The following is a 19,789-nucleotide window of genomic DNA, read 5'->3' on the forward strand; positions in this document are numbered from 1 at the left end:
CCGCGCGCGTGCGGCGTATCCTAACTCTGACCGGGAGCCGACGGAAAGCCCTCCGAGGCGGTCCGCATCCGGTTGCGGCCGAGGAAGTAGACCGCGGTGGTCGCGATCAGGAGCGCCAGTCCGATCAGGATCGAGGTGAAGCCGATCGGGACCAGGATGAACGACGCATTGCGCTCGGGATTGACGTACCAATGATGCAGCGAGGTGAGCAGGAAGGAGACACCTGCAAAGCCGGTGCCGCCGCCGATCAACAGCAGTGCCCACATCCGCCGCAACTGGCTGAGCCGCTCGCGCGCAACGTCAGTGCGCGGTGCATGATGCTTGCCGAGGCGGCGCACCAGGCGGATTGCAAAACCGATCGAGGAGAAGCCGATCAGCACGCTCGCCGAACCGAGCAACAGCCGCGCGGTCGAACCGAGATCGGGGATGCGCTGGAGCGCGAGCAGCGGAAAATCGAACGCCGCGTGCAGCGCGACCGGTGCGACCAGCACCAGCGCCCAGTTCGAGATGCGCGACCAGTCACGGTGGCCCCGGTAGGCGCCGAGTGCGCCACCGGAGCGCGCGATCGCAAGGTAGGCGCCGGCGATGATGCCGAGCGCGCCGTGAAACGGCACGGTGAGCACGCTGCGCAACGCCGCGAGCGCGCGCCACATGTCCTTGTGCTGGACGAGATAGGCCAGGTTCTCGTAGGCGGCAAATCCAAGTCCGGCAGCCGCGCCATAGACCACCGTATCCATCGGATCGGCGAAGGCGCGGCGCCGCGTCGAGATGGCGACGATGACGAGAACCTTGACGATCTCCTCCGGCGCCGCGACGCCGAACGCCGCGCGCACCGCCTGCGTCGCCCAGGGATTGTCGGGAATGGCGAGCAGCGCATTGAAGGGAATTCGCGCCAGGCCCAGCAGCGAGATGCTGGCCGCGCCGAGCACGAAGGCGAGCCACACCTGCACCGGCGGTCCGGGGCGCTCGTCGGCTGCAATCACCAGCCACAGCACCAGCAGCGCGGGGGCAATGGCGGCGGCGCCAATCACAGTCGGAAGCGACTCAAGCAACAACATGGGGCCAATCTGTTCTCGTGAAAGGCGAAAATGGCCGCAAACCCAGCACTTTGCAAGGTGGCCGGCGGCAGCGGACACGCGCTTGGGAATTCGCGCTTGGCTGTACCGGCCGCAGGCTCGCAACGTGCCTGGATGATTGCGGGGCGAGCGGGAGCGCGTCCGTCAACGGCATGATAGAAGTGGATCCGATCAGACGGGAGACGTTACCGGGTGCATTTGCGCGCAGCAGAGACTCATACGCGATCGATCCTCAAGGCCGTCAGCTGGCGGACGCTGGGGACGCTCGATACTTTCGCCATCAGCTGGTTCATGACCGGCAAGGTTACGGTCGCCGGCTCGATCGCCGGGCTCGAGATTATTACCAAGATCGCCTGGTACTATGTGCATGAGCGGGTCTGGGCAGTTGTTCCGTTCGGACGGCGCGCCTGACCGATCAGCGCGCGGCGGCTGCATGCATCAGCAGGCGCCGGCAGGTTTCGACGAACACCTCGGCGCCCGTGACGATGTCCGCATCGTCGGTGTTCTCGCTCCAGTGATGGCTGATGCCGCCGATCGACGGCACGAACAGCATCGCGGCCGGCATGATGGTGGCGAGGACCTGCGCGTCATGGCCGGCGCCGCTCGGCATGCGGATAGATTTGCCGCCGGCGCAGGCTGCGCTGGCGGCCTCGATCGCATCCTGGAACGCGGGCGTCATCATCGCGGGCACGCCGGTGCGGATGCGCTCGATCTTCGCGCCGCAGCAGCCTTGCGCGGTGACCTCGGCCGCCATGCGACCAAGCTGTTGCTCGAGACGCGCGATCACCTCGGGATTGTCGTCGCGGATCTGGAACAGCATGTCGGCGCTGCCCGGGATGACGCTCGGAGCGCCCGGATCCAGCGTGATGCGGCCGGTGGTCCAGACCGTGCGCGGTCCGCACAGCGCAGGGAAGCTGTCGTCGATCGCGACGCAGAATCGCGCCAGCGCCAGGCCCGCATCCTTGCGCACCGCCATCCGCGTGGTGCCGGCGTGGTTCTGCTCGCCGGTGAAGGTGATGCGATATTGCCAGATGCCGACGATCGAGGTGACGATACCGATCTTGAGCCCGCTGCCTTCAAGCGTGTCGCCTTGCTCGATATGCGCTTCGAGATAGCCGATATGGCGGCCAGCCTCGGCGTTGAGGCGCGGGCGGCCGGCGAAGCCCGCATCGCGCAACGCCTGTCGCATGGTGCGATCACTGGAGCGGTCGCGCGCCGCATCGATATCGCCTTCGGTCACGGCGCCGGCAAAGGAGCGGCTGCCGAGGAAACTGCCGAAATGTCCTTCCTCATCGCACCACGAGGCGACCTCGACCGCACCGTGAATGTCCGGATCGGGATTGATGACGCGCGCGGCTTCCAGCGCATAGATCACGCCGAGCGGGCCATCGAGCCAGCCCGCATGGTTCTGGCTCTCCAGATGCGAGCCGGCGAGCAGTTTCGGTCCCGCCTTCGCGCTAGAGCCGAGCACGTTGCCGATGCCATCGATCGTTGCGACAAGGTCAGCGTCGGGCAGCTGCCCGGCGAGCCAGTCGAGGGAGCGCAAATGCGGTTCCGAGAATGTCGGCTTGTGCACGCCGGTCTTGTAGGCCCCGATCGCACGCAGCGCTTTGAGATCGGCGAGCACGCGCTTGCCATCGAAGCGACTGTTGATGCCTGGCATGGTTGGACTCCGGATTAGCGTCTTGATTTGCGTATAGGTTTGCTTCTTGGCGCCGCAATCCCGTCTTGATGCCGTCGTGGTTGGATGCGACGGAACAATCAGGGCAAACGATTTCTTAGCGGTTCTGCTCTTAGGTCGCAGTACGAATGTCGCGGTACGAATAGCGTGTGAGTGTGATCATGTCTGCATTCCGGAACTGGGCTCGCAAGGCCGCGGTACTGTTTCTTCCGATCGCGCTCGGCGCGTGCGCGCAATATTCACAGCAATACAGCATGACCGCACCGGCGCCGGGAACCGGTCCGCTGGCCTGGGACGGTGCTGGACAAGACCCCAATTCGCCGCCGCCGCGCCGCCATGCGCGCAATGCGTCACCGGCCGTCGCTGAGACATCCGGCGCGCAACTGTCGGAAGCAGATGCGGACGATCGGCTCGCGCGCAAGCTCGTGATCTGCAGCACCTGCATCAAGCAGACGCCGGCGGCACAGCCGAACGACCGTCAGGACGTCGCAAGCAATCACTAGCGGTCGGCGGGGACTGCGCCGTTTCCCAAATATCGGTCGGTGTCCGCTGGTCTTAGTTAGGCCACGATATCGTTCGATGCGCAGCCCCATGTCATTCCGCAGATTCGTCGTTCCCGCTGTCGTCGTCGCGCTCGCCGCCGCTATCCTGATTCATGTCGGTGGTTCGCGGGCGCATGCGCATGTGCCGCCGCATTGCGGCTTCTGGACCTCGATCGAGGCCGGATTGTCCTGCAGGTGACCTCCCGCAGGTGATCTCGCCGGCAATCCCGGAAAAGCGTTCTGAAAGCTTGCCCGCCCGGCCAATCGCCACTATACGTTCGCCCGTTGCGGCCGTTGATCGGCTGTGGCCACTCCGGCGCGTCTCACGTCCAACGTATTGATTTGCCGGTAGTTTTGCTCCCTTCGTCTATCGGTTAGGACGCCACCCTTTCACGGTGGAGAGAGCGGTTCGATTCCGCTAGGGAGCGCCATCTCGGCCAAACCGGAAATCCTGCCAACTCAACGGATTGTCCTCGGGCGGATGCTGTGCCGTGCCCGTCCCGGCAGGTGTGAACAACCCCGTGTGAACAACCCCGCAATCGCTGCAATCCGCCATGATTTCGCAACCCTTTGTAAAGCCAGCGGCGATACGGCTGAGCCCCGGGGATGATGTGAATGGTTTTAGGGTCCAAGAAGCGCGAAACGCGCAAATCGCTGCGTCGATCCGGCTGGATCACGCTCGACGGCGGTTTCGCCGCGCGGCCATGCGTGGTCGAGGACATGTCCGCGTCGGGCGCCAAAATCACCGTCCAGGACAACAACACGCTGCCGGCCAAGCTGCGGCTGGCGTTTTCGCGCGACGCCCGCACCGGGCGCGCCTGCGAAGTGGTCTGGCGCGAAGGCAGGACGTTCGGCGTCAAATTCGTGCGCTAGCCTCGTTGGGCCACCCACGATAGAAGGGGCGGATGCGCAAAATCTGCTCCGCCATCATCGCCGTGCTGATCCCCGCTGCTGCGTTTGCGCAGCAGGGCGACCGCCGCAATCTCCAGACGCCTCCCGTTGCCGGGAAAACCTTGCCGTCGAAATCCACGACGCGGAGCAATCCTTGCGCGTCGTACGGGGCAGGCTTCGTCAAGGTCGAGGGCTCCGACACCTGCGTGAAGCTCGGCGGCGGCATCAGTGTCGAGGGCGGGATGTCCAGCGGGCGCTGAGCGGCTCGCCGCCAACACTCACGACATCGGCGGCGCGATGAAGCGCACGAAGGCGGGCCGTTGCGCGATCTCGCCGAACCAGCGTTCGAGATTGGGCAGCTTCGGCTTGGTGACGCCTTCGACGCCGAGCCAGCGCCGCGCAAAGGCGCCGATCGCGATGTCGGCGATCGTGAACTGATCGCCCTCGATGAAGCGACGGGTTGCGAGCTGCGCCTCGGCGACGCGCCACACCACTCCCTCGGCGTCGGCGGCCTGCTGGATCTGCACCATGTCGCGCTTCTCCGGCGGCGTGCGCACCAGCCCCCAGAACACCGGCCGGTCGACCGGCTGCAGCGTCGACAGCGTCCAGTCGAGCCAGCGGTCGACGGCGGCGCGCGCCTTCGGCGATTCCGGATAAATCGGTGAGCCTTGACCATAGGCCATGCAGATGTAGCGCATCACCGAATTGGATTCCCACAGCACATAGTCGCCGTCGACCAGCGTCGGGACGCGGCCATTCGGGTTCATCGCGAGATAGTCAGGCTGATCGTTCTTGCCGAACTGCATGCCGGCGTCGATGCGATGATAGGGGAGGTCGAGCTCGGCGAGACACCAGAGCACCTTCTGCACATTGACCGAGTTGGCCCGGCCCCAGATCGTCAGTTGCGGTTTGCTGTCCATCACGGGTTTCTTCCGCTGTTGTGCTTTGCGCGCGTTCTTAGCTGAAGCGTCAGGGAAAAGCGCGGGGTGAATTGTACTGAGAGCAAAAAAAGAGGCTCCACCGCATTGCGGCAGAGCCTCGCTGATACGCTTAGCCAAAGCAAAAGTCCTTTTCCCGTCTCGTTGCCTCCTCGAACTCTCTTGTAATGAGGCAACGGGTCGCGTCACGTTCCTCGCGATTGTTCCGCGCCTCACCGATGGAGAAACGCGCAGAGGAATGTGTGCGCGGGCGCGGCGTTTATCTTGGTGCTTACCAGTGGCCGGTGTTCGGCATCGACGCCCACGGTTCAGCCGGCGCCTTCGGGTCGCCCTTCTGCAGGATCTCGATCGAGTGCAGGTCCGGCGAACGGACGAACGCCATGTTGCCGTCGCGCGGCGGACGATTGATGGTGACGCCCATCTTCATCAGCTTCTCGCAGGTCGCGTAGATGTCGTCGACCTCGTAGGCGAGGTGGCCGAAATGGCGGTCCTCGCCGTATTTCTCCTCGTCCCAATTGTAGGTCAGCTCGACCAACGGCGCGCCGCGGGTTTGCGGCAGGGACTTGAGCAGATGGAGGTCTTCCTCCGCGCAGAGAAACACCAGCGTGAAGCGGCCCTTGTCATTGTCGATGCGGCGCACCTCCTTCAGCCCCAGCGCGTCCTGATAGAATTTCATCGCGATATCGAGATTGCGGACGCGCAGCATGGTGTGCAGATAGCGCATTTTTTTATCCTCCTGAGAGATTCAGAGATTTTGTTTGGGCTCGGGCGAGACAGGCCAAGAATTAGCAGCAAAATGCGACGCAGGGCAGGGGTCTTGCGCAGCACGCGACACGAGAAAGCCCCGCCCGGGAAATTTCCGGGACAGGGCTTTCGTGGTCGAGCCTTGGAGGCACGGCCTCTATCTCACCGATTGTTCATCACAGCCAATCAAGGATGCGCGAGGTTGGATATCCTCAAAAAAAGCAAACCTCGCGAGTGGGCTCGCGAGGTCGGATGCCGGCCGGCCTTGGGGAGATCGTGCCGGCAACCGGGCATTTAACGACGCGCCGAGCGGCAGGTTCCCGCGTGCAGGAAATGGAAAGCCCCGCAGGCTGGATGCGGGGCTTTCCCAGTTGACGGACTGGGGATCTCTCAGGGCGTGAGCCGTCAACTGTTGGAGGCCAAACTTAAAGTTGAATTTGTAAAATGCAACAGCGCCGCGTAGACGGAATATGTTCGCCCCACAGCGCTGTGCCGGATGCTGAGCCCTGAAATCCCCAGCGTCGTTTTGTCTTCGCACCGCGCAAAAGGTTCAAGAGAAAGCCCCCGCGAGGGGGATTCGCAGGGGCTTTCAAAGCCGACATGGCGGCGAGCTGTCGGCACCACTCATGTGATCACCGCTTCGCCGTTCAATTCGGGCTTGAGCGGTTGGTTCCTGTCTTTGAGGGGCCGGCCGCGCCATGCGCCGTGCCTTTCGTCTCGACCTTGTTTGCTCGCTTCACATCCATGCCCGTGGTGTCCATCGAGCCCTTCGGTGTGGCTCCGTTGGTATTTTCAGGCCGCTCCATGCCGCTTTGCGGTGCGGGACCTGTATTCTGGGCGAAGGCAGCGCCGCATATCAGGGCGAGGATGGCGACGACGATAGGCTTGTACATGGGTGTCTCCTGGCGTCACCAGGATGACCCGCAAGCCGTCGCGTAGTTCCTCTTGATCCCAGTGGCTGGCTTGTTCGGGCCTCGACCTACGGCGCTCGCGCGACCTGCGCCGCCGCGCATCGCTATCGCCCGAAAGCAAGCGCCTTTGGCCGGGTGCCGCTTTCACACCTTGATGTCGAGGATGGTCTCGACGGCGTCGCGGTCGGCCTGATTCTTTGCGGCGAAGACATCAAGCACATCCTCATTGATGATGCGCGGCTGCTCCTTCGCCGTCTGGTCGACGACGAGTTGCACTCTGGCTTGCGTGACTTCGACAGGTACGGGGTAAACCAGCATGGCTCTCTCCCTCCGGCCGTTGAACCTTGTCAGGGCTTTCTTAACGCTTTGTAAGCGTCTGGACGGGGCCCTTTGGGCGCGAATCGGCGGGATATCGGCCGCTCGCGTGCGGCGCGGGTTGGGGCCATACTGTGGGCCTCCGGAACACGGCAAGATCGATGAAGAACGGGATCTATTCGGTCCATCTCCACATGACCGACGGCGTGCGCGGCCGCGACAGCAGCGTCCTTATCTTGAGCGACGGTCTGCTGATCGGCGGCGGGCCGCACTACTGGTCGATCGGGGCCTATACGGTCGGCGAGGGAACCTGGAAGGGCTATCTCAGCACCAACCAGCATTCCCCTTTTTCCGATCCGTTCATCCGGCCACTGTTCGCCGAGCAGGAGGTGACGAGCGGCTTCTCCGGCACGTTCAGCGGTGACGAGGCCGAGGTGTTCGGGACCGTGCTGGTTGGAACCCGCAGCCTGAGCTTCCAGGCAACCCTGAAATGGCTGGCGGACGCGTGACTGCCGCGAGGCTGTGGACGAGTGCGCAGCAAGGTCCGAAGCTTGTTGAGCAAATGGACCCGCGGACGCTGTGGATTTGCTGCGGACAAGCATGGAATATCATGTGGATTCAGCAGCTGCTGCCGATGGCCCCTCCGAACCAGACATTACCCAACCCCGCTAACCCGGTTAAGAGCGGGATCTTGTTGCTACCACCTGCGATTGTGATTGGGATGGCTTGGGTGATAGCCATGATGCCATCGTTCCATAGCGCGGATCGACCGACCCACCGGCGAGTGATGGTGGCGGGCCTGCTATTCTGTTCCATTTTTGTGGCGATCAGCTTCTGGCTCCGGCCGCAGCCGGACAGCGGCAAGGTGCTCGTGAAGGCTGATCGGCTGGTTCGTACGGCCGGAGAGACGCGCAAGACAAACTGACACGGCGAACCGCGACGCGCTGCAGGCGCTCAGTCCGGCAGCTTCCCGTTCGGGTGCTTGTGATACATCGCGATGCCGATGAATCCGGCAAAGCCCATCACATTCAGCAGCAGTTCCATCCATGCCGGCATTGCCAACCTCGCTTACTTGCAAGGTAATCTCTGAGGTTGTGTTTTTGTTCCCGCGCTGACCGATGGTAGCTTTGCGCTATCGCATGGCTGCGGAACCGGAGCGTGCGCTGCGAACTCGACCTTGCCGCAACCATCCCTTCGAGCCGGCGTTAACACTGCGGACTTACGTGAGGAGGTTGCTATGAAAAAGGTATTGGCAGTTGTGGCGACGGTAGCGACGGTCGGCGGAACGATGGTCAGCGCGCCGGCGCAGGCGCGTCATATCGGGCCCGGACTGGCCTTTGGTCTGGCCGCTGGCGCATTGGCTGCGGGCGCGGCCGCTGCGTACGGCCCATATTACTACGGGCCAGGCTATTATCCCGGCTATTACTACGGTCCGCGCTACTACGGCTATTACGGCCCCGGCCCGTACGCCTATTATCGCGGTCCATATTATCGACACCACTATCGCTATTGGTAACGGCGACGAGCCCGGAGCGCACCGCTCCGGGCTTTCTCAATTGCGCGTCATGGTGTGACGGCGCGACATGACTTCGCATCCGCTGTCGTTGTTTGCGTCGGAGCGAGTGCCCCTGCGGTCGGCATGGCCTCAAGCTCTCTTGCGTTGAAATCCGCTCCAGACATTGCCGAGCGTGTTGTCATAGTACTCCTGGCGATCGCGCTCGAACTTCTGCTGCGTCGCCCTGAAGCTGGCAACGCGTGCGACGATCTCCTCGCGCTCGCGCGCGACGCGGTCTTCCTGATCGGTCACTGCCCATCCTCCTGATCGTGGTCCTGTCCCGCGGCGCATTGGCGTCGGCGAATTGGGCGTGAATGCGGAGCAGGAATTGCGGGATTGTGATGATGCCAAGGCGGTGGGTGGCTCGATCGCTCGCGTCAGGGTTGAGCTCGCAATCGGTCTGATCGTGCTATAATCGCCGCGGCCAACCGGATCATTTCCAGTGATCGCAAAAGACTTGCGCAGCGGCGTCGAGCAACTCGGCAACATGATTGCCGAGGCCTCATCGATCGTGCCCTTCACCGGGGCAGGTATTTCCACCGAGTGCGGCATCCCCGACTTCCGCTCGCCCGGCGGGCTGTGGACCCGCAACCGGCCGATCCCGTTCGACGAATTCGTCGCCAGTCAGGAAGCGCGCGACGAGTCGTGGCGTCGCCGCTTCGCGATGGAACCAACGTTCGCGGCAGCCAAGCCCGGTCGCGGGCATCGCGCGCTGGCGTCGCTCTACCGGGCAGGCAAGGTTCCCGGCGTCATCACGCAGAACATCGACAATCTGCATCAGACGTCGGGCTTCAAGGCCGACAACGTGATCGAACTGCACGGCAATACGACCTACGCCCGCTGCATCGGTTGCAGCAAGGACTACGATCTTTCGTGGGTGAAGCAGCACTTCGACAAAACCGGTAGCGCGCCCGACTGCGCGGACTGCGGCAACCCGATCAAGACCGCGACGATCTCGTTCGGGCAATCGATGCCCGAGGATGCGATGCGCCGCGCGGCGGAACTCTCCCGGCAATGCGACCTGTTTCTGGCGATCGGGTCATCGCTGGTGGTGTGGCCCGCCGCAGGCTTTCCGATGATGGCCAAGGAAAGCGGCGCGCGGCTCGTGATCATCAACAACGAGCCGACCGATCAGGACGACGTAGCCGATCTGGTGATCCGCCACGACATCGGCGACACGCTTGGTCCTTTCGTAGGCAATTGATGCCCGATTGATTCGCGGCTGTGCAAGCCTGTTCATAGTTCCCGCAAGAATCGTTTTTTAGCTATGCCCGGCAAGCGGGAGTGTTATCTTTTGGTTGAGAGATTCGCGCAGCGTCCAAATGAGTGTCCAAGTGAGTTGGTCATGGAGAGCAGCGTGTACAGGGTGCGCCGCAATGTCGGCGATCTGCATTTGATGTGTGGGGTCCGGGGTCATGGGGTCGGACGGATTTGAGTCCAAGAAGCTCGGCGGACCGCCGATAGGCGGAGTTGGGCAAAGCAGGATTGCACAAGGCGAGTATGGCAGCGCGCCGCGCGATCCGGCGATGGATGCCTTCTCCGGTCTCGGCGACACCGCGGCCAATCTCGTCGAAGTGTCGGGCGTCATCAAATGGTTCGACGCCTCGAAGGGATACGGCTTCATCGTCCCCGACAATGGCTGGCCCGACATCCTGCTCCACGTGACGGTGCTGCGGCGCGACGGCTATCAGACCGCCTATGAGGGCGCACGGCTCGTCGTCGAATGCGTGCAGCGCGCGAAGGGCTACCAGGCCTTCCGCATCGTCTCGATGGACGAGTCGACTGCGATCCATCCGGCGCAGATGCTGCCGCCGCGAACCCATGTCACGGTGACCGCGACCAGCGGGCTCGAGCGTGCACAGGTCAAGTGGTTCAACCGGCTGCGCGGCTTCGGCTTCGTGACCTGCGGGGAAGGCACGCCCGACATCTTCGTGCACATGGAGACGCTGCGCCGCTTCGGCATGACCGAGCTGCGCCCCGGCCAGTATGTGCTGGTGCGGTTCGGGCCCGGCTCCAAGGGCATGATGGCCGCCGAGATCCACCCGGAGACCGGCCCGTCGGCGCTGTCGTCGCACTAAATCCCGTCGCGCGCCCTGACGTAAACGTGAGCCGCCGGCGAGCCTTCTGGGCTCTGGCATTTGCCGCGATCATCGGGTTAGGGTCCGCCGGAAAATCTTCTCCGGCGTGAGTAGTTGTCGATGAGTTTCGTTCGCATTGCTGGGCGGCTTCGTTCGTGGCTGGTGGCCTCCCTCATCATCATGTTCGGCGCGCTGCTGGCCCCGGCCGCACAGGCTGCCAGCATCCAGCCGCTTGAGATCGTCACCAAATCAGGCGTGCACGTCTTCTCGGTCGAAATGGCGACCACCGAGCAGGAGAAGGAGACCGGGCTGATGTACCGGAAGGAGCTCGCGGACGGCAAAGGCATGCTGTTCGACTTCTCGCCGGAGCAGGAAGTGTCGATGTGGATGAAGAACACCTACATCTCACTCGATATGATCTTCGTCCGTGCCGATGGGCGGATCCTGCGGATCGCCGAAAACACCGAGCCGCTGTCGACCAAGATCATTCCGTCGCGGGGGCTAGCCAAGGGCGTTCTCGAGGTCATTGCCGGGACCGCGCAGAAATACGGCATCCAGCCCGGCGATCGGGTCGCCCATCCGCTGTTCGGCGGCCGCTAGCGTTTTGATGCGATTTCGGGACGGAAACCGGTGCCGATTTCGCCGCAGCAAGCCCCGCACCTGCGCCTTGCTGGCGCTGGCTGAAGCGTGTATCCACGGGGCTTCTCGGAAATATCGGGGTATAGCGCAGCCTGGTAGCGCGGCAGTTTTGGGTACTGCAGGTCGTTGGTTCGAATCCAGCTGCCCCGACCATCCCATCCTGAGGCTTCACCGCGAGAGCTGACCGGGGCAGGCCGCGTCGGGCGGGGCCGCGCCCATGCGAGCTTCGATCGAGATTTTATTGCCTGACGCAACAACGCCGCCTGGACGGAATATGTTCGTCCAGACGGCGCCGTCGAAAATACTGGGCCCTGAAATCCCCAGTGCCAATGGGTCGTCCCGGCAGGGGATAGGTTCAACGTTGCGCCGCCTTGCCGCAGCCCAAGGCAGGAGATCGTGAGCTGCGATCTCCAGCGGATGTGGCTTGCCGATGGCGCGCGCCGGCTGGCAGGGTGGCTCAGCCTGACAAGAACAATCCGCGAGGAGGCACCATGGCGCGCAGACTGATTGATATCTCCGTCTCCCTGCAGAACGACGTTCCGGCCGATCCGCCCGGCAACCACCCGACGATCCAGTATATCGACCATCAGCAGGGACTGCCGCGCATGCTGCAGTTCTTCGATGGGCTGAAGGCGGCCGATCTGCCTGACGGGCAGGGCTGGGCGGTCGAGCAGGTCTCGCTCTCCACGCACAACGGCACGCATCTCGATGCGCCCTGGCATTTTCATCCGACCATGAACCACGGCGAGCGGTCATGGACGATCGACGAGGTGCCGCTGGAGTGGTGCTTTCAGCCCGGCGTGAAGCTCGACTTCCGGCATCTGCCTGACGGCTACGTCGCGACGGCAAAGGACGTCGAAGCCGAGTTGAAGCGGATCGGCCATACGCTGTCGCCGCTCGAGATCGTCGTCGTCAACACCGGCGCCGGCGCGAAATATGGCCAGCCCGACTACGTCAATTCGGGCTGCGGCATGGGCTACGAGGCGACGATGTATCTGCTCGAGCGCGGCGTACGGCTGACCGGCATCGATGGCTGGAGTTGGGACGCGCCGTTCGTTTTCACTGCGAAGAAATATGCCGAGACCAGGGACGCCAGCCTGATCTGGGAAGGCCACAAGGCCGGACGGCACATCGGCTATTGCCACATCGAGAAGCTGCACAACCTCGAGCAGCTGCCGTCGACCGGATTCATGGTGTCGTGCTTCCCGGTAAAGATCGAACGCGCGTCGGCGGGGTGGACGAGGGCGGTCGCGATCCTCGACGATTAGGCGCCTTGGGGTTGTCTTCGGCCAGTTCTGGAACCGGTGGACAGGCTGTGCATTACGGCAGGTTGTTGCGCCACGGCTACAGCCTGAGGCAGCCGAATCTGTTTCTATGCACGTAGTAGATGCATTGGGTGATCGGGCCGGCGGCTCGTCCTCGCGTCCCGATTTCTGAAGCGTTCTCTCCCGTGACTAGAGCCCCGGCGTCTTCCGGGGCTCTTTCTTGCGTGCCGGAGATGAGCCAAGTCCCAATGTAAACCAAGTCCCAAAAGAAAATCAGGTGCGCCGGGACCGATGCACCTGATTCTGGTCTTCAATATCGCTTGTGTCGGCCGAGCGGTTGTCACCACCGGCAAACGCGAACACCACGCGGGGTCCACCAGCAACGGGGACCGCCATAGCCGCGATAGCCATAGCCGCGGCCATAGCCCCAACCGCGGCCGCGACCCCAGCCGCCGCCCCGATAGCCCCAGCCGCCGCGTCCGCGCCATTGCGCTTGCGCAGCCGACGTGGTGGCGCCGACCAGGATGGCGGAGGTGCTCGCGACATAGACGAACAACAAAGCGACTGCTGCTAAGCAACGAGTCAGGATATTGTAGCGTTTAGTCATTCTGAGGATCTCCAGGTCACTTCCAAACATCTGAACTGATGCTGGCTGTCTCGCTTTAGACGCGCGAGACCGGCATTTGGTTCTTACGCGGCAAGACAATATTTTCACTAAGGTTCTTGCGAGCTTTAGCGACTCTATTGGGACCAACAGGTAAGGTCAAGTTACAGCCCCGCCTGCATAGGATGATGAAGTTGCTGCGCTCATCTTGTCGTTCATCCGCCGTTCATTCTGTTCATCTTGCATTGCGCCGATCTGATTTGTGCATCGCAGAAGCAGCGATTTGCGAACCGCGGAAAATGTCGTCGAGAACTTGAAGTCGACACGATCATGTTCTCTGAGCGTTTCAGAATCCTCCCTAAAGAGTGCCCATGCCGAAACAACACACCTACGTCCTTGGTCTCAACGTCTACGACCATGACGTGAGCGCCTGCCTGCTGCGTGACGGCGCGATCGCCTATGCGATCTCCAAGGAGCGCATCACCCGCGAGAAGCACGCCTCCGGCTTCTACAAAGAAGTCGTCGACTACTGCCTTTCGGCCGAGGGCATCACGCTCGACGACGTCGCTCTCGTGGTGCGCAACAGCTATATCCTGCCGGTGCCCGAGATGGAGGAGCGGATGCTTCACCAGGACATGCCGGGCTTTCTGCCGATTGCCGAGCGCAACGAGGCAATCAAGCATCCGCTGTTTCGTTCCAAGTCCGACAAGGTGGTGTCGATCTCGCATCACCTCGCGCATGCCTACAGCGCGTTCGCGGTGTCGCCGTTCAGGAACGGCGTCGTGATGATCGTCGACGGCGTCGGCAACTATCAAGTCGACGCGATGGAGTCCTATCCGCAGGATGGGGCTTCGCCGCTCGCCCGCGAGTCCGAGAGCTACTACAGGTTCGACGACACCAGGCTCGAATGCCTGAAGAAGGTCTGGATGGAGCCGGCGCGCGGGCTGCTGTCGGACGAGTTCTACAACATGCCGGGGCTCGGGGCGCTGTACAGCCGGGTCTCGACCTATGTGTTCGGCGACTGGAACAAGTGCGGCGAGCTGATGGGGCTGGCGCCCTATGGCCGCCGCGAGCAGGTCGGCCATCTGCTCGAGATGAAGGACGGCAAACTGCATGTGCCGTTCTGGGGCGAAGAGAACCAGCAGCCCTTCGTGCTCGACAGCGGCAGCTGGGACAAGAGTCCTGCGATGCGGCACTGGGAGGACATCGCCTGGCGCGTGCAGGACGACACCGAGAACGTGCTGCTGGCGCGGGCGCGCTGGCTGCGCGAGACCACCGGCGCGAAGAACCTCTGCATCGCCGGCGGCGTCGCGCTGAACTGCGTGGCCAACGGGCGCATCGCGCGCGAGGCCGGCTTCGAGAATATCTGGATCCAGCCCGCCGCCGGCGACGACGGCATCGCCATCGGCTGCGCCTATTACGGCTGGCTGGAGATTCTCAAGCAGCGGCGCTCGTTCGTGATGGACCATGCCTATGTCGGCCGGCGCTACAGCGACGCCGAGATCGCGGCCGCGCTGCAGCGTTTCCTGGTGCGCATCCAGATCGACGCCAAGCGCAGCGACAACATTTACCGCGACACTGCAAGGCTGCTCGCCGACCAGCGGGTGATCGGCTGGTTTCAGGGCCCCTCCGAATTTGGTCCGCGCGCACTCGGCAATCGCAGCCTGATTGCCGATCCGCGCAAGGCCGAGATGAAGGACATCCTCAACAGTCGCGTGAAGCACCGCCAGGCATTCCGCCCGTTCGCGCCGATCGTGCTGGCCGAGCGCATGAAGGAGATCTTCGAGGGCGAGGAGGACTCGCCCTACATGCTGATCGCAAAGCCGGTGCGCCCCGAATGGCGCGACAAGATCCCGGCAATCGTGCATGTCGACGGCTCGGCGCGGGTGCAGAGCGTACGGGAGGAAACCAACCCGATGCTCTATCGCCTGCTGAAGGAGTTCGAGGCACTGACCGGCGTGCCGGTGCTGATCAACACCTCGTTCAACGTCAAGGGCGAGCCGATCATCGAGACGCCGCAGGATGCGGTGAGCTGCTTCCTCACCACCGGCATCGACAATCTCGTGCTGCACGACACGCTGGTGTCGAAGACCGCCATGCACAAGGTCGTCACGCCCGTGATGACGACGTTCGGCGACGTCGCCACCATCGTCTCCTCGACCACGCAGGACCCCAGCCGCGGTGGCAGCTGACGCCTGTCAAGCCGGCTTCGCCGGCGCCGCCGGTTTCTGCGCCGGCGGCTTGATCGGCTTGTCCTGCCGCTTCGACCACGAGATGTAATAGGCCACGATCGTCATGATCGCGATGCCGGAGATGCTGACGAAGATCTGCGCGAACAGCGATCCCGAGCTCATCGAGAGCTCGAAATGTCCGACAAAGGACAGGAACACGCCGACGCAGAATACCGCGAGCGATTGCTGGCCGCAGACGATCAGGGGATCGAACACCTTCCACTCCAGTGCCGACCAGTCCTTCGGGATGAAGCGGATCACCAGCACCGTGATCACCACGAAGTGCAGGAAGCGATAGGGCGCGAGGTTGGTCTTGTCGTTCGGGTTGAAGCTCGAATAAAGCCAGTCCGGGAACATCGCGCCGAGGTCCGGGAAGCGGCCGGCCATCGTCATGATCAGCGCGAAGATCAGATAGGCGATGCAGAACCACAGCGTGTAGCGCGAGTTGATGATGTGCATGTTCTGGCGCGCGCCGCCCATTGCGCACCACGAGCCGAACACGAACAGCACCTGCCAGGCGAACGGATTGAAGTACCAGGTCCCGGCCGGGTAGGCCGGTAGGTTCCAGCCCATGTGGCGCGACACCAGCCACAGCGCGAGCGAAGCCGCCATGGTCCAGTTCGGCCGCCGCAGCATGAACCACAGCACCGGCGGGAACAGGCCCATCAGCACGATGTAGAGCGGCAGCACGTCGAGATTGACCGGCTTGAATTTCAGGAACAGGCCCTGGCGCAGCGTCTCGGTGGCGTTGTCGACGAGGCCGGCAACGTTGAACTCGTTGATGATCTCGGAATCGCCGAAGCGCAGCGCCAGATAGCTGATCGAGGCGATGTAGATCACGAACAGGATGATGTGGGCGACATAGAGCTGCCAGACCCGCTTGGTTAGCCTTGTGGCGCCGACGATGAAGCCGCGCTCCAGCATCATGCGGGCGTAGACGAAGGATGCGGTGTAGCCGGAGATGAAGACGAACAGGTCGGCGGCGTCGCTGAAGCCGTAATTCCGTGTCGTGATCCAGTTCACGACATTGTCGGGAATGTGATCGAGATAGATCGCCCAGTTCGCGACCCCGCGGAACAGATCGAGCCGGAGGTCACGTCCTTTTTCGGGCAGGTGAGCGTGAATTTCCATGGGGCGCCGCTTCCTCGATGTGATGCTGTCGAGAACACCGCGCCTGGGCCCAAGGGACTACAAAGGAAGCCTCCCCGGGGCCAGATTGTCACAGCGCGGTAGAATGACTATACCGGTCCGGCGAAGGCTGCCTCCGAGATCGAGGAATCACCGGTCAGTTCATAGAACGGTGTCTCTATACTATCCCGGCGGTTTCCTCCAATCGCTTCCATGTCGCACATCCCACGGGGCCGACCATCCATGACCGCACGCATTTTTAAGCCCGCAAAAAACGCGATGCAATCGGGACGTGCTACGACCAAGGAATGGCAACTGGACTACGAGCCGGAGCAGCCGCGCAGCGTGGAGCCCTTGATGGGCTGGACCTCGTCCACCGACATGAAGCAGCAGCTCACGCTGCGGTTCGAGACCAAGGAGGAGGCGGTCGCCTATTGCGAGCGCAAGGGCATCGCCTACCAGGTGATCGAACCGAAGGATTCGGCGCACCGCCAGATCGCCTATGCCGACAATTTCGCGTTCCGCCGCTGGGAGCCTTGGACGCACTAAGAGGCTGGACGCACCAAGGCTGGACCCACCAAGGCTGGACCCACCAGGTTGGCCCCACCAGGGCCGGCGGTCAGCTCGCAGGACTCGGGGCGAGGGCGCCCGGGATCGGCAGCGGCGCGTCCTTGGAGACGCCGAGCACCGGAAAACTTCTGATTTTACGCACGTTGGGCAGGCCGGCGAATTGCAGCAGCTGCCGGCGCATATCGTCGACGCTGGGCGCGACGCATCTGAGAATGAAATCGGCGTCGCCCGAGATCCGCCAGCATTGCAGGAAGCGCGGCACGGCCGCCACCGCCGCCTCAAACGCCTCGATCGCCACCAGCGTCTGGCTGTCGAGCTGGATCAGGACGAAGGTCGTCACCTCATAGCCGAGCAGCCGTTCGTCGAGCGTGGCGCGGATCGCCTGCACCACGCCGCGGCTGCGCAAGGCGCGGACCCGGCGCAGGCAGGGCGGGGCGGTGATACCGACCCGCTCGGCGAGCTCGTTGATCCTGATCCGGCCGTCCCTCTGCAACTCGGACAGGATCCGCAGATCGATGTCATCGAGCTGTTGGCGCTCTGTCACGGTCACGAGCCCGCCACGGCGGTCCGCGGGTTCTTGCTGCCGTTGCGGACCTCACTGATGGCGGCCTGCGGAGCGACACCCGACAGCACCAGCTTTTCATGCGCCGCGATGATGGCGTCCTGCGTCAGGCGGCCGCCCGGCCGGTACCAGGTGCAGAGCCCGGTCAGCAGCGCGATGATCGCAAAGGTCGCGACCTGGATGTCGACAACCTCGAACACGCCGTCCGACACTCCGTTGGTGAGGATCTGCGCCAGCCGCTGCTCATAGGCGCCGCGCAGCTCCACGACGGCGTCGTAGTTCTTCGGATCGAGGCTGCGCAGTTCGGAATTGGCGATGAAGACCTCGCGCTTGCGGGTCATGTGATAGGTGACGTGGAAGGCGACGAAGGCGCGCAGCTTCTCGACCGGATCGGCCTTGCCCTCCAGCGCAAGATCAAGCTCGCGCAGCAAATCGTTGATATGCTCCTGCACCAGATCGAACAGCAGGTCCTGCTTGGTTGAGATATGATTGTAGAGTGAGCCCGCCTGGATGCCGACCTCGGCGGCGAGCTGGCGCAGGCTCATCGCCTCGTAGCCGCGCTCGAAGATCAGGCGCACGCCGGCCTTGCGGATCGCCTCCAGCGTCGTGGGGCCATGTGAGCCGATCGTGCGCGCCATCGGGGCCTCGGAGGGTGTTGGCTTGTCAGGGAGAGCTAGGAAACAAGCGAACGACCGTATGTATATCGCATGAAATTCAAGCAAATTCCATGTAAATTCAATGAACTGCGGATTTCATGCCTAAACCATAGCACGTTTGCTTGCGAAACCAATAAAAAAACGTATGATCGTTTAATTGCAAGATGAATCTCATGGGAGGGATCATGGCCTCGAACCAGGCGGCAATCTTCAATTTCGACCTTGGCGAGACCGCGGATGCGATCCGCGAGACGGTGCATGATTTCTCGACCAACGAGATCGCGCCGCGCGCCGCCGAGATCGATCGCTCCAACACCTTTCCGCGCGACCTCTGGCCGAAGATCGGCGCACTCGGCCTGCACGGCATCACCGTCGAGGAGGAGTATGGCGGATCAGGCCTCGGCTACCTCGAGCATTGCATCGCGGTCGAGGAGATCTCGCGTGCTTCGGCTTCGGTCGGGCTGGCTTACGGCGCGCATTCCAACCTCTGCGTCAACCAGATCCGCCGCAACGGCAACGAGGCGCAGAAGCGCAAATATCTGCCCAAGCTGATCTCCGGCGAGCATGTCGGATCGCTGGCGATGTCGGAGCCCTCCGCTGGCTCCGACGTGGTCTCGATGAAGACCCGGGCCGAGAAGAAGGGCGACCGCTTCGTGCTCAACGGCAACAAGATGTGGATCACCAACGGTCCCCACGCCGAGACGCTGGTGGTCTATGCCAGGACCGATGCGAATGCCGGCCCGCGCGGCATCACCGCCTTCATCATCGAAAAGGGCATGAAGGGATTCTCCACCGCGCAGAAGCTCGACAAGCTCGGCATGCGCGGCTCCGACACCTGCGAGCTGGTGTTCGAGGATTGCGAGGTGCCGGAGGAGAACGTGCTCTCCGAGGTCGGCCGCGGTGTCAACGTGCTGATGTCTGGCCTCGACTATGAGCGCGCGGTGCTGGCGGCGGGGCCGATCGGCATCATGCAGGCCTGCATGGACGTCGTGCTGCCCTACGTCCACGAGCGCGAGCAGTTCGGCGAGCCGATCGGCTCGTTCCAGCTGGTGCAGGGCAAGATCGCCGACATGTACACCACGATGAACGCCTCGCGCGCCTATGTTTACGCGGTGGCGAAGGCGTGCGACCGCGGCGAGACCACGCGTGAGGACGCCGCCGGCGCCATCCTCTATGCCGCCGAGAAGGCCACCCAATGCGCGCTGGACGCGATCCAACTGCTGGGCGGCAACGGCTACATCAACGACTATCCGACCGGCCGGTTACTGCGCGATGCAAAACTCTACGAGATCGGCGCCGGCACCAGCGAGATCCGCCGCATGCTGATCGGCCGCGAGCTGTTCGCAAAGACGGCGTGACTTTCTTCTCCCTCGCCCCGCTCTTCGCGGGGAGAGGGTCGGGGT

Annotated in this window: 26 protein-coding genes and 2 tRNA genes; 17 read left to right on the forward strand and 11 right to left on the reverse strand. The window is 63.1% G+C overall.

From position 1 onward, the window contains the following. Positions 1 to 20 precede the first annotated feature (20 nt). A complete protein-coding gene (locus ABIB78_RS06645; RefSeq protein WP_429022803.1) occupies positions 21 to 1,058 on the reverse strand; it encodes a PrsW family glutamic-type intramembrane protease in 1,038 nt (345 codons plus the stop codon). 210 nt (positions 1,059 to 1,268) lie between these two features. Between ABIB78_RS06645 and ABIB78_RS06650 the strand changes: the two genes are divergently transcribed. Next, complete coding sequence (locus ABIB78_RS06650; RefSeq protein ID WP_429022805.1) at positions 1,269 to 1,487, forward strand: DUF2061 domain-containing protein; 219 nt, start codon at positions 1,269 to 1,271, stop codon at positions 1,485 to 1,487. Between the two features lie 4 nt (positions 1,488 to 1,491). Here ABIB78_RS06650 and ABIB78_RS06655 read toward each other — a convergent pair whose 3' ends face one another. Then, a complete protein-coding gene (locus ABIB78_RS06655; RefSeq protein WP_429022807.1) occupies positions 1,492 to 2,739 on the reverse strand; it encodes a Zn-dependent hydrolase in 1,248 nt (415 codons plus the stop codon). A 179-nt stretch (positions 2,740 to 2,918) separates the two neighbouring features. Here ABIB78_RS06655 and ABIB78_RS06660 point away from each other — a divergent pair, with 179 nt between their 5' ends. The 5 genes from ABIB78_RS06660 (at position 2,919) to ABIB78_RS06680 (ending at position 4,450) form a co-directional block, all read left to right on the forward strand. Continuing rightward, positions 2,919 to 3,260, forward strand: a complete 342-nt coding sequence (locus ABIB78_RS06660; protein WP_429022810.1) for a hypothetical protein — start codon at positions 2,919 to 2,921, stop codon at positions 3,258 to 3,260. 88 nt (positions 3,261 to 3,348) lie between these two features. Continuing rightward, on the forward strand, positions 3,349 to 3,498 hold the full coding sequence (locus ABIB78_RS06665; protein WP_429022813.1) for a hypothetical protein: 150 nt from the start codon (positions 3,349 to 3,351) through the stop codon (positions 3,496 to 3,498). A gap of 157 nt (positions 3,499 to 3,655) precedes the next feature. Next, a tRNA-Glu gene (locus ABIB78_RS06670) sits at positions 3,656 to 3,730 on the forward strand. A gap of 184 nt (positions 3,731 to 3,914) precedes the next feature. After that, a complete protein-coding gene (locus ABIB78_RS06675) occupies positions 3,915 to 4,172 on the forward strand; it encodes a PilZ domain-containing protein (protein WP_429022815.1) in 258 nt (85 codons plus the stop codon). 32 nt (positions 4,173 to 4,204) lie between these two features. Continuing rightward, positions 4,205 to 4,450, forward strand: coding sequence for a hypothetical protein (locus ABIB78_RS06680; protein ID WP_429022818.1), 246 nt, complete (start codon positions 4,205 to 4,207; stop codon positions 4,448 to 4,450). Between the two features lie 18 nt (positions 4,451 to 4,468). Here the strand turns inward: ABIB78_RS06680 and ABIB78_RS06685 are convergent, their stop codons facing one another. The 4 genes from ABIB78_RS06685 to ABIB78_RS06700 all read right to left on the reverse strand — a co-directional run bounded on the left by ABIB78_RS06685 (position 4,469) and on the right by ABIB78_RS06700 (position 7,101). Further along, the gene (locus ABIB78_RS06685) at positions 4,469 to 5,110 is read right to left on the reverse strand and encodes a glutathione S-transferase family protein (protein WP_429022820.1); all 642 of its coding nucleotides are present in this window, start codon (positions 5,108 to 5,110) and stop codon (positions 4,469 to 4,471) included. Between the two features lie 289 nt (positions 5,111 to 5,399). Continuing rightward, positions 5,400 to 5,852: a VOC family protein gene (locus ABIB78_RS06690; RefSeq protein ID WP_429022821.1), complete on the reverse strand. Its 453-nt coding sequence runs from the start codon at positions 5,850 to 5,852 to the stop codon at positions 5,400 to 5,402. A 667-nt stretch (positions 5,853 to 6,519) separates the two neighbouring features. Beyond that, the gene (locus tag ABIB78_RS06695; protein ID WP_429022823.1) at positions 6,520 to 6,765 is read right to left on the reverse strand and encodes a hypothetical protein; all 246 of its coding nucleotides are present in this window, start codon (positions 6,763 to 6,765) and stop codon (positions 6,520 to 6,522) included. 162 nt (positions 6,766 to 6,927) lie between these two features. Continuing rightward, on the reverse strand, positions 6,928 to 7,101 hold the full coding sequence (locus tag ABIB78_RS06700) for a hypothetical protein (RefSeq protein ID WP_225644315.1): 174 nt from the start codon (positions 7,099 to 7,101) through the stop codon (positions 6,928 to 6,930). A gap of 158 nt (positions 7,102 to 7,259) precedes the next feature. On the opposite strand from ABIB78_RS06700, the gene ABIB78_RS06705 reads away from it, so the two are divergent. The 3 genes from ABIB78_RS06705 to ABIB78_RS06715 all read left to right on the forward strand — a co-directional run bounded on the left by ABIB78_RS06705 (position 7,260) and on the right by ABIB78_RS06715 (position 8,614). Then, positions 7,260 to 7,607 carry a GrlR family regulatory protein gene (locus tag ABIB78_RS06705; RefSeq protein ID WP_429022824.1) on the forward strand — a complete coding sequence of 116 codons (348 nt, stop codon included), beginning with the start codon at positions 7,260 to 7,262 and terminating at the stop codon, positions 7,605 to 7,607. Next, complete coding sequence (locus tag ABIB78_RS06710; protein WP_429022826.1) at positions 7,589 to 8,023, forward strand: hypothetical protein; 435 nt, start codon at positions 7,589 to 7,591, stop codon at positions 8,021 to 8,023. Before ABIB78_RS06705 ends, ABIB78_RS06710 begins: the two co-directional genes overlap by 19 nt. A gap of 312 nt (positions 8,024 to 8,335) precedes the next feature. After that, complete coding sequence (locus tag ABIB78_RS06715) at positions 8,336 to 8,614, forward strand: hypothetical protein (protein WP_429022828.1); 279 nt, start codon at positions 8,336 to 8,338, stop codon at positions 8,612 to 8,614. Between the two features lie 129 nt (positions 8,615 to 8,743). Here the strand turns inward: ABIB78_RS06715 and ABIB78_RS06720 are convergent, their stop codons facing one another. Then, positions 8,744 to 8,905, reverse strand: a complete 162-nt coding sequence (locus tag ABIB78_RS06720; RefSeq protein ID WP_429022830.1) for a hypothetical protein — start codon at positions 8,903 to 8,905, stop codon at positions 8,744 to 8,746. A gap of 190 nt (positions 8,906 to 9,095) precedes the next feature. On the opposite strand from ABIB78_RS06720, the gene ABIB78_RS06725 reads away from it, so the two are divergent. The 5 genes from ABIB78_RS06725 (at position 9,096) to ABIB78_RS06745 (ending at position 12,638) form a co-directional block, all read left to right on the forward strand. Continuing rightward, positions 9,096 to 9,857, forward strand: a complete 762-nt coding sequence (locus ABIB78_RS06725; protein WP_429022832.1) for an SIR2 family NAD-dependent protein deacylase — start codon at positions 9,096 to 9,098, stop codon at positions 9,855 to 9,857. 211 nt (positions 9,858 to 10,068) lie between these two features. Next, positions 10,069 to 10,731, forward strand: coding sequence for a cold-shock protein (locus tag ABIB78_RS06730; RefSeq protein WP_429022834.1), 663 nt, complete (start codon positions 10,069 to 10,071; stop codon positions 10,729 to 10,731). A 120-nt stretch (positions 10,732 to 10,851) separates the two neighbouring features. Beyond that, a complete protein-coding gene (locus ABIB78_RS06735) occupies positions 10,852 to 11,331 on the forward strand; it encodes a DUF192 domain-containing protein (protein ID WP_429022836.1) in 480 nt (159 codons plus the stop codon). A gap of 115 nt (positions 11,332 to 11,446) precedes the next feature. After that, positions 11,447 to 11,523, forward strand: a tRNA-Pro gene (locus tag ABIB78_RS06740). Between the two features lie 338 nt (positions 11,524 to 11,861). Next, the gene (locus ABIB78_RS06745) at positions 11,862 to 12,638 is read left to right on the forward strand and encodes a cyclase family protein (RefSeq protein ID WP_429022838.1); all 777 of its coding nucleotides are present in this window, start codon (positions 11,862 to 11,864) and stop codon (positions 12,636 to 12,638) included. Positions 12,639 to 12,975: 337 nt separating this feature from the next. Here the strand turns inward: ABIB78_RS06745 and ABIB78_RS06750 are convergent, their stop codons facing one another. After that, a complete protein-coding gene (locus tag ABIB78_RS06750) occupies positions 12,976 to 13,242 on the reverse strand; it encodes a hypothetical protein (RefSeq protein WP_429022841.1) in 267 nt (88 codons plus the stop codon). Positions 13,243 to 13,610: 368 nt separating this feature from the next. On the opposite strand from ABIB78_RS06750, the gene ABIB78_RS06755 reads away from it, so the two are divergent. After that, the gene (locus ABIB78_RS06755) at positions 13,611 to 15,431 is read left to right on the forward strand and encodes a carbamoyltransferase family protein (protein ID WP_429022844.1); all 1,821 of its coding nucleotides are present in this window, start codon (positions 13,611 to 13,613) and stop codon (positions 15,429 to 15,431) included. Positions 15,432 to 15,437: 6 nt separating this feature from the next. Here ABIB78_RS06755 and ABIB78_RS06760 read toward each other — a convergent pair whose 3' ends face one another. After that, entirely contained in the window at positions 15,438 to 16,601 is a 1,164-nt protein-coding gene (locus ABIB78_RS06760) for an OpgC domain-containing protein (protein ID WP_429022846.1), read from the reverse strand. Positions 16,602 to 16,841: 240 nt separating this feature from the next. On the opposite strand from ABIB78_RS06760, the gene ABIB78_RS06765 reads away from it, so the two are divergent. Further along, the gene (locus ABIB78_RS06765) at positions 16,842 to 17,147 is read left to right on the forward strand and encodes an ETC complex I subunit (RefSeq protein WP_429022848.1); all 306 of its coding nucleotides are present in this window, start codon (positions 16,842 to 16,844) and stop codon (positions 17,145 to 17,147) included. Positions 17,148 to 17,217: 70 nt separating this feature from the next. Here the strand turns inward: ABIB78_RS06765 and ABIB78_RS06770 are convergent, their stop codons facing one another. Then, on the reverse strand, positions 17,218 to 17,712 hold the full coding sequence (locus tag ABIB78_RS06770) for an Lrp/AsnC family transcriptional regulator (RefSeq protein WP_429022850.1): 495 nt from the start codon (positions 17,710 to 17,712) through the stop codon (positions 17,218 to 17,220). A gap of 2 nt (positions 17,713 to 17,714) precedes the next feature. Next, positions 17,715 to 18,368 carry a TetR/AcrR family transcriptional regulator gene (locus ABIB78_RS06775; protein WP_429022852.1) on the reverse strand — a complete coding sequence of 218 codons (654 nt, stop codon included), beginning with the start codon at positions 18,366 to 18,368 and terminating at the stop codon, positions 17,715 to 17,717. Between the two features lie 203 nt (positions 18,369 to 18,571). On the opposite strand from ABIB78_RS06775, the gene ABIB78_RS06780 reads away from it, so the two are divergent. Continuing rightward, positions 18,572 to 19,744: an isovaleryl-CoA dehydrogenase gene (locus ABIB78_RS06780; RefSeq protein ID WP_429022854.1), complete on the forward strand. Its 1,173-nt coding sequence runs from the start codon at positions 18,572 to 18,574 to the stop codon at positions 19,742 to 19,744. The last annotated feature ends 45 nt before the right edge of the window (positions 19,745 to 19,789 follow it).

It is taken from the genome of Bradyrhizobium sp. I1.14.4 (assembly GCF_050435825.1).
In the GTDB taxonomy this organism is placed as follows: Bacteria; Pseudomonadota; Alphaproteobacteria; order Rhizobiales; family Xanthobacteraceae; genus Bradyrhizobium.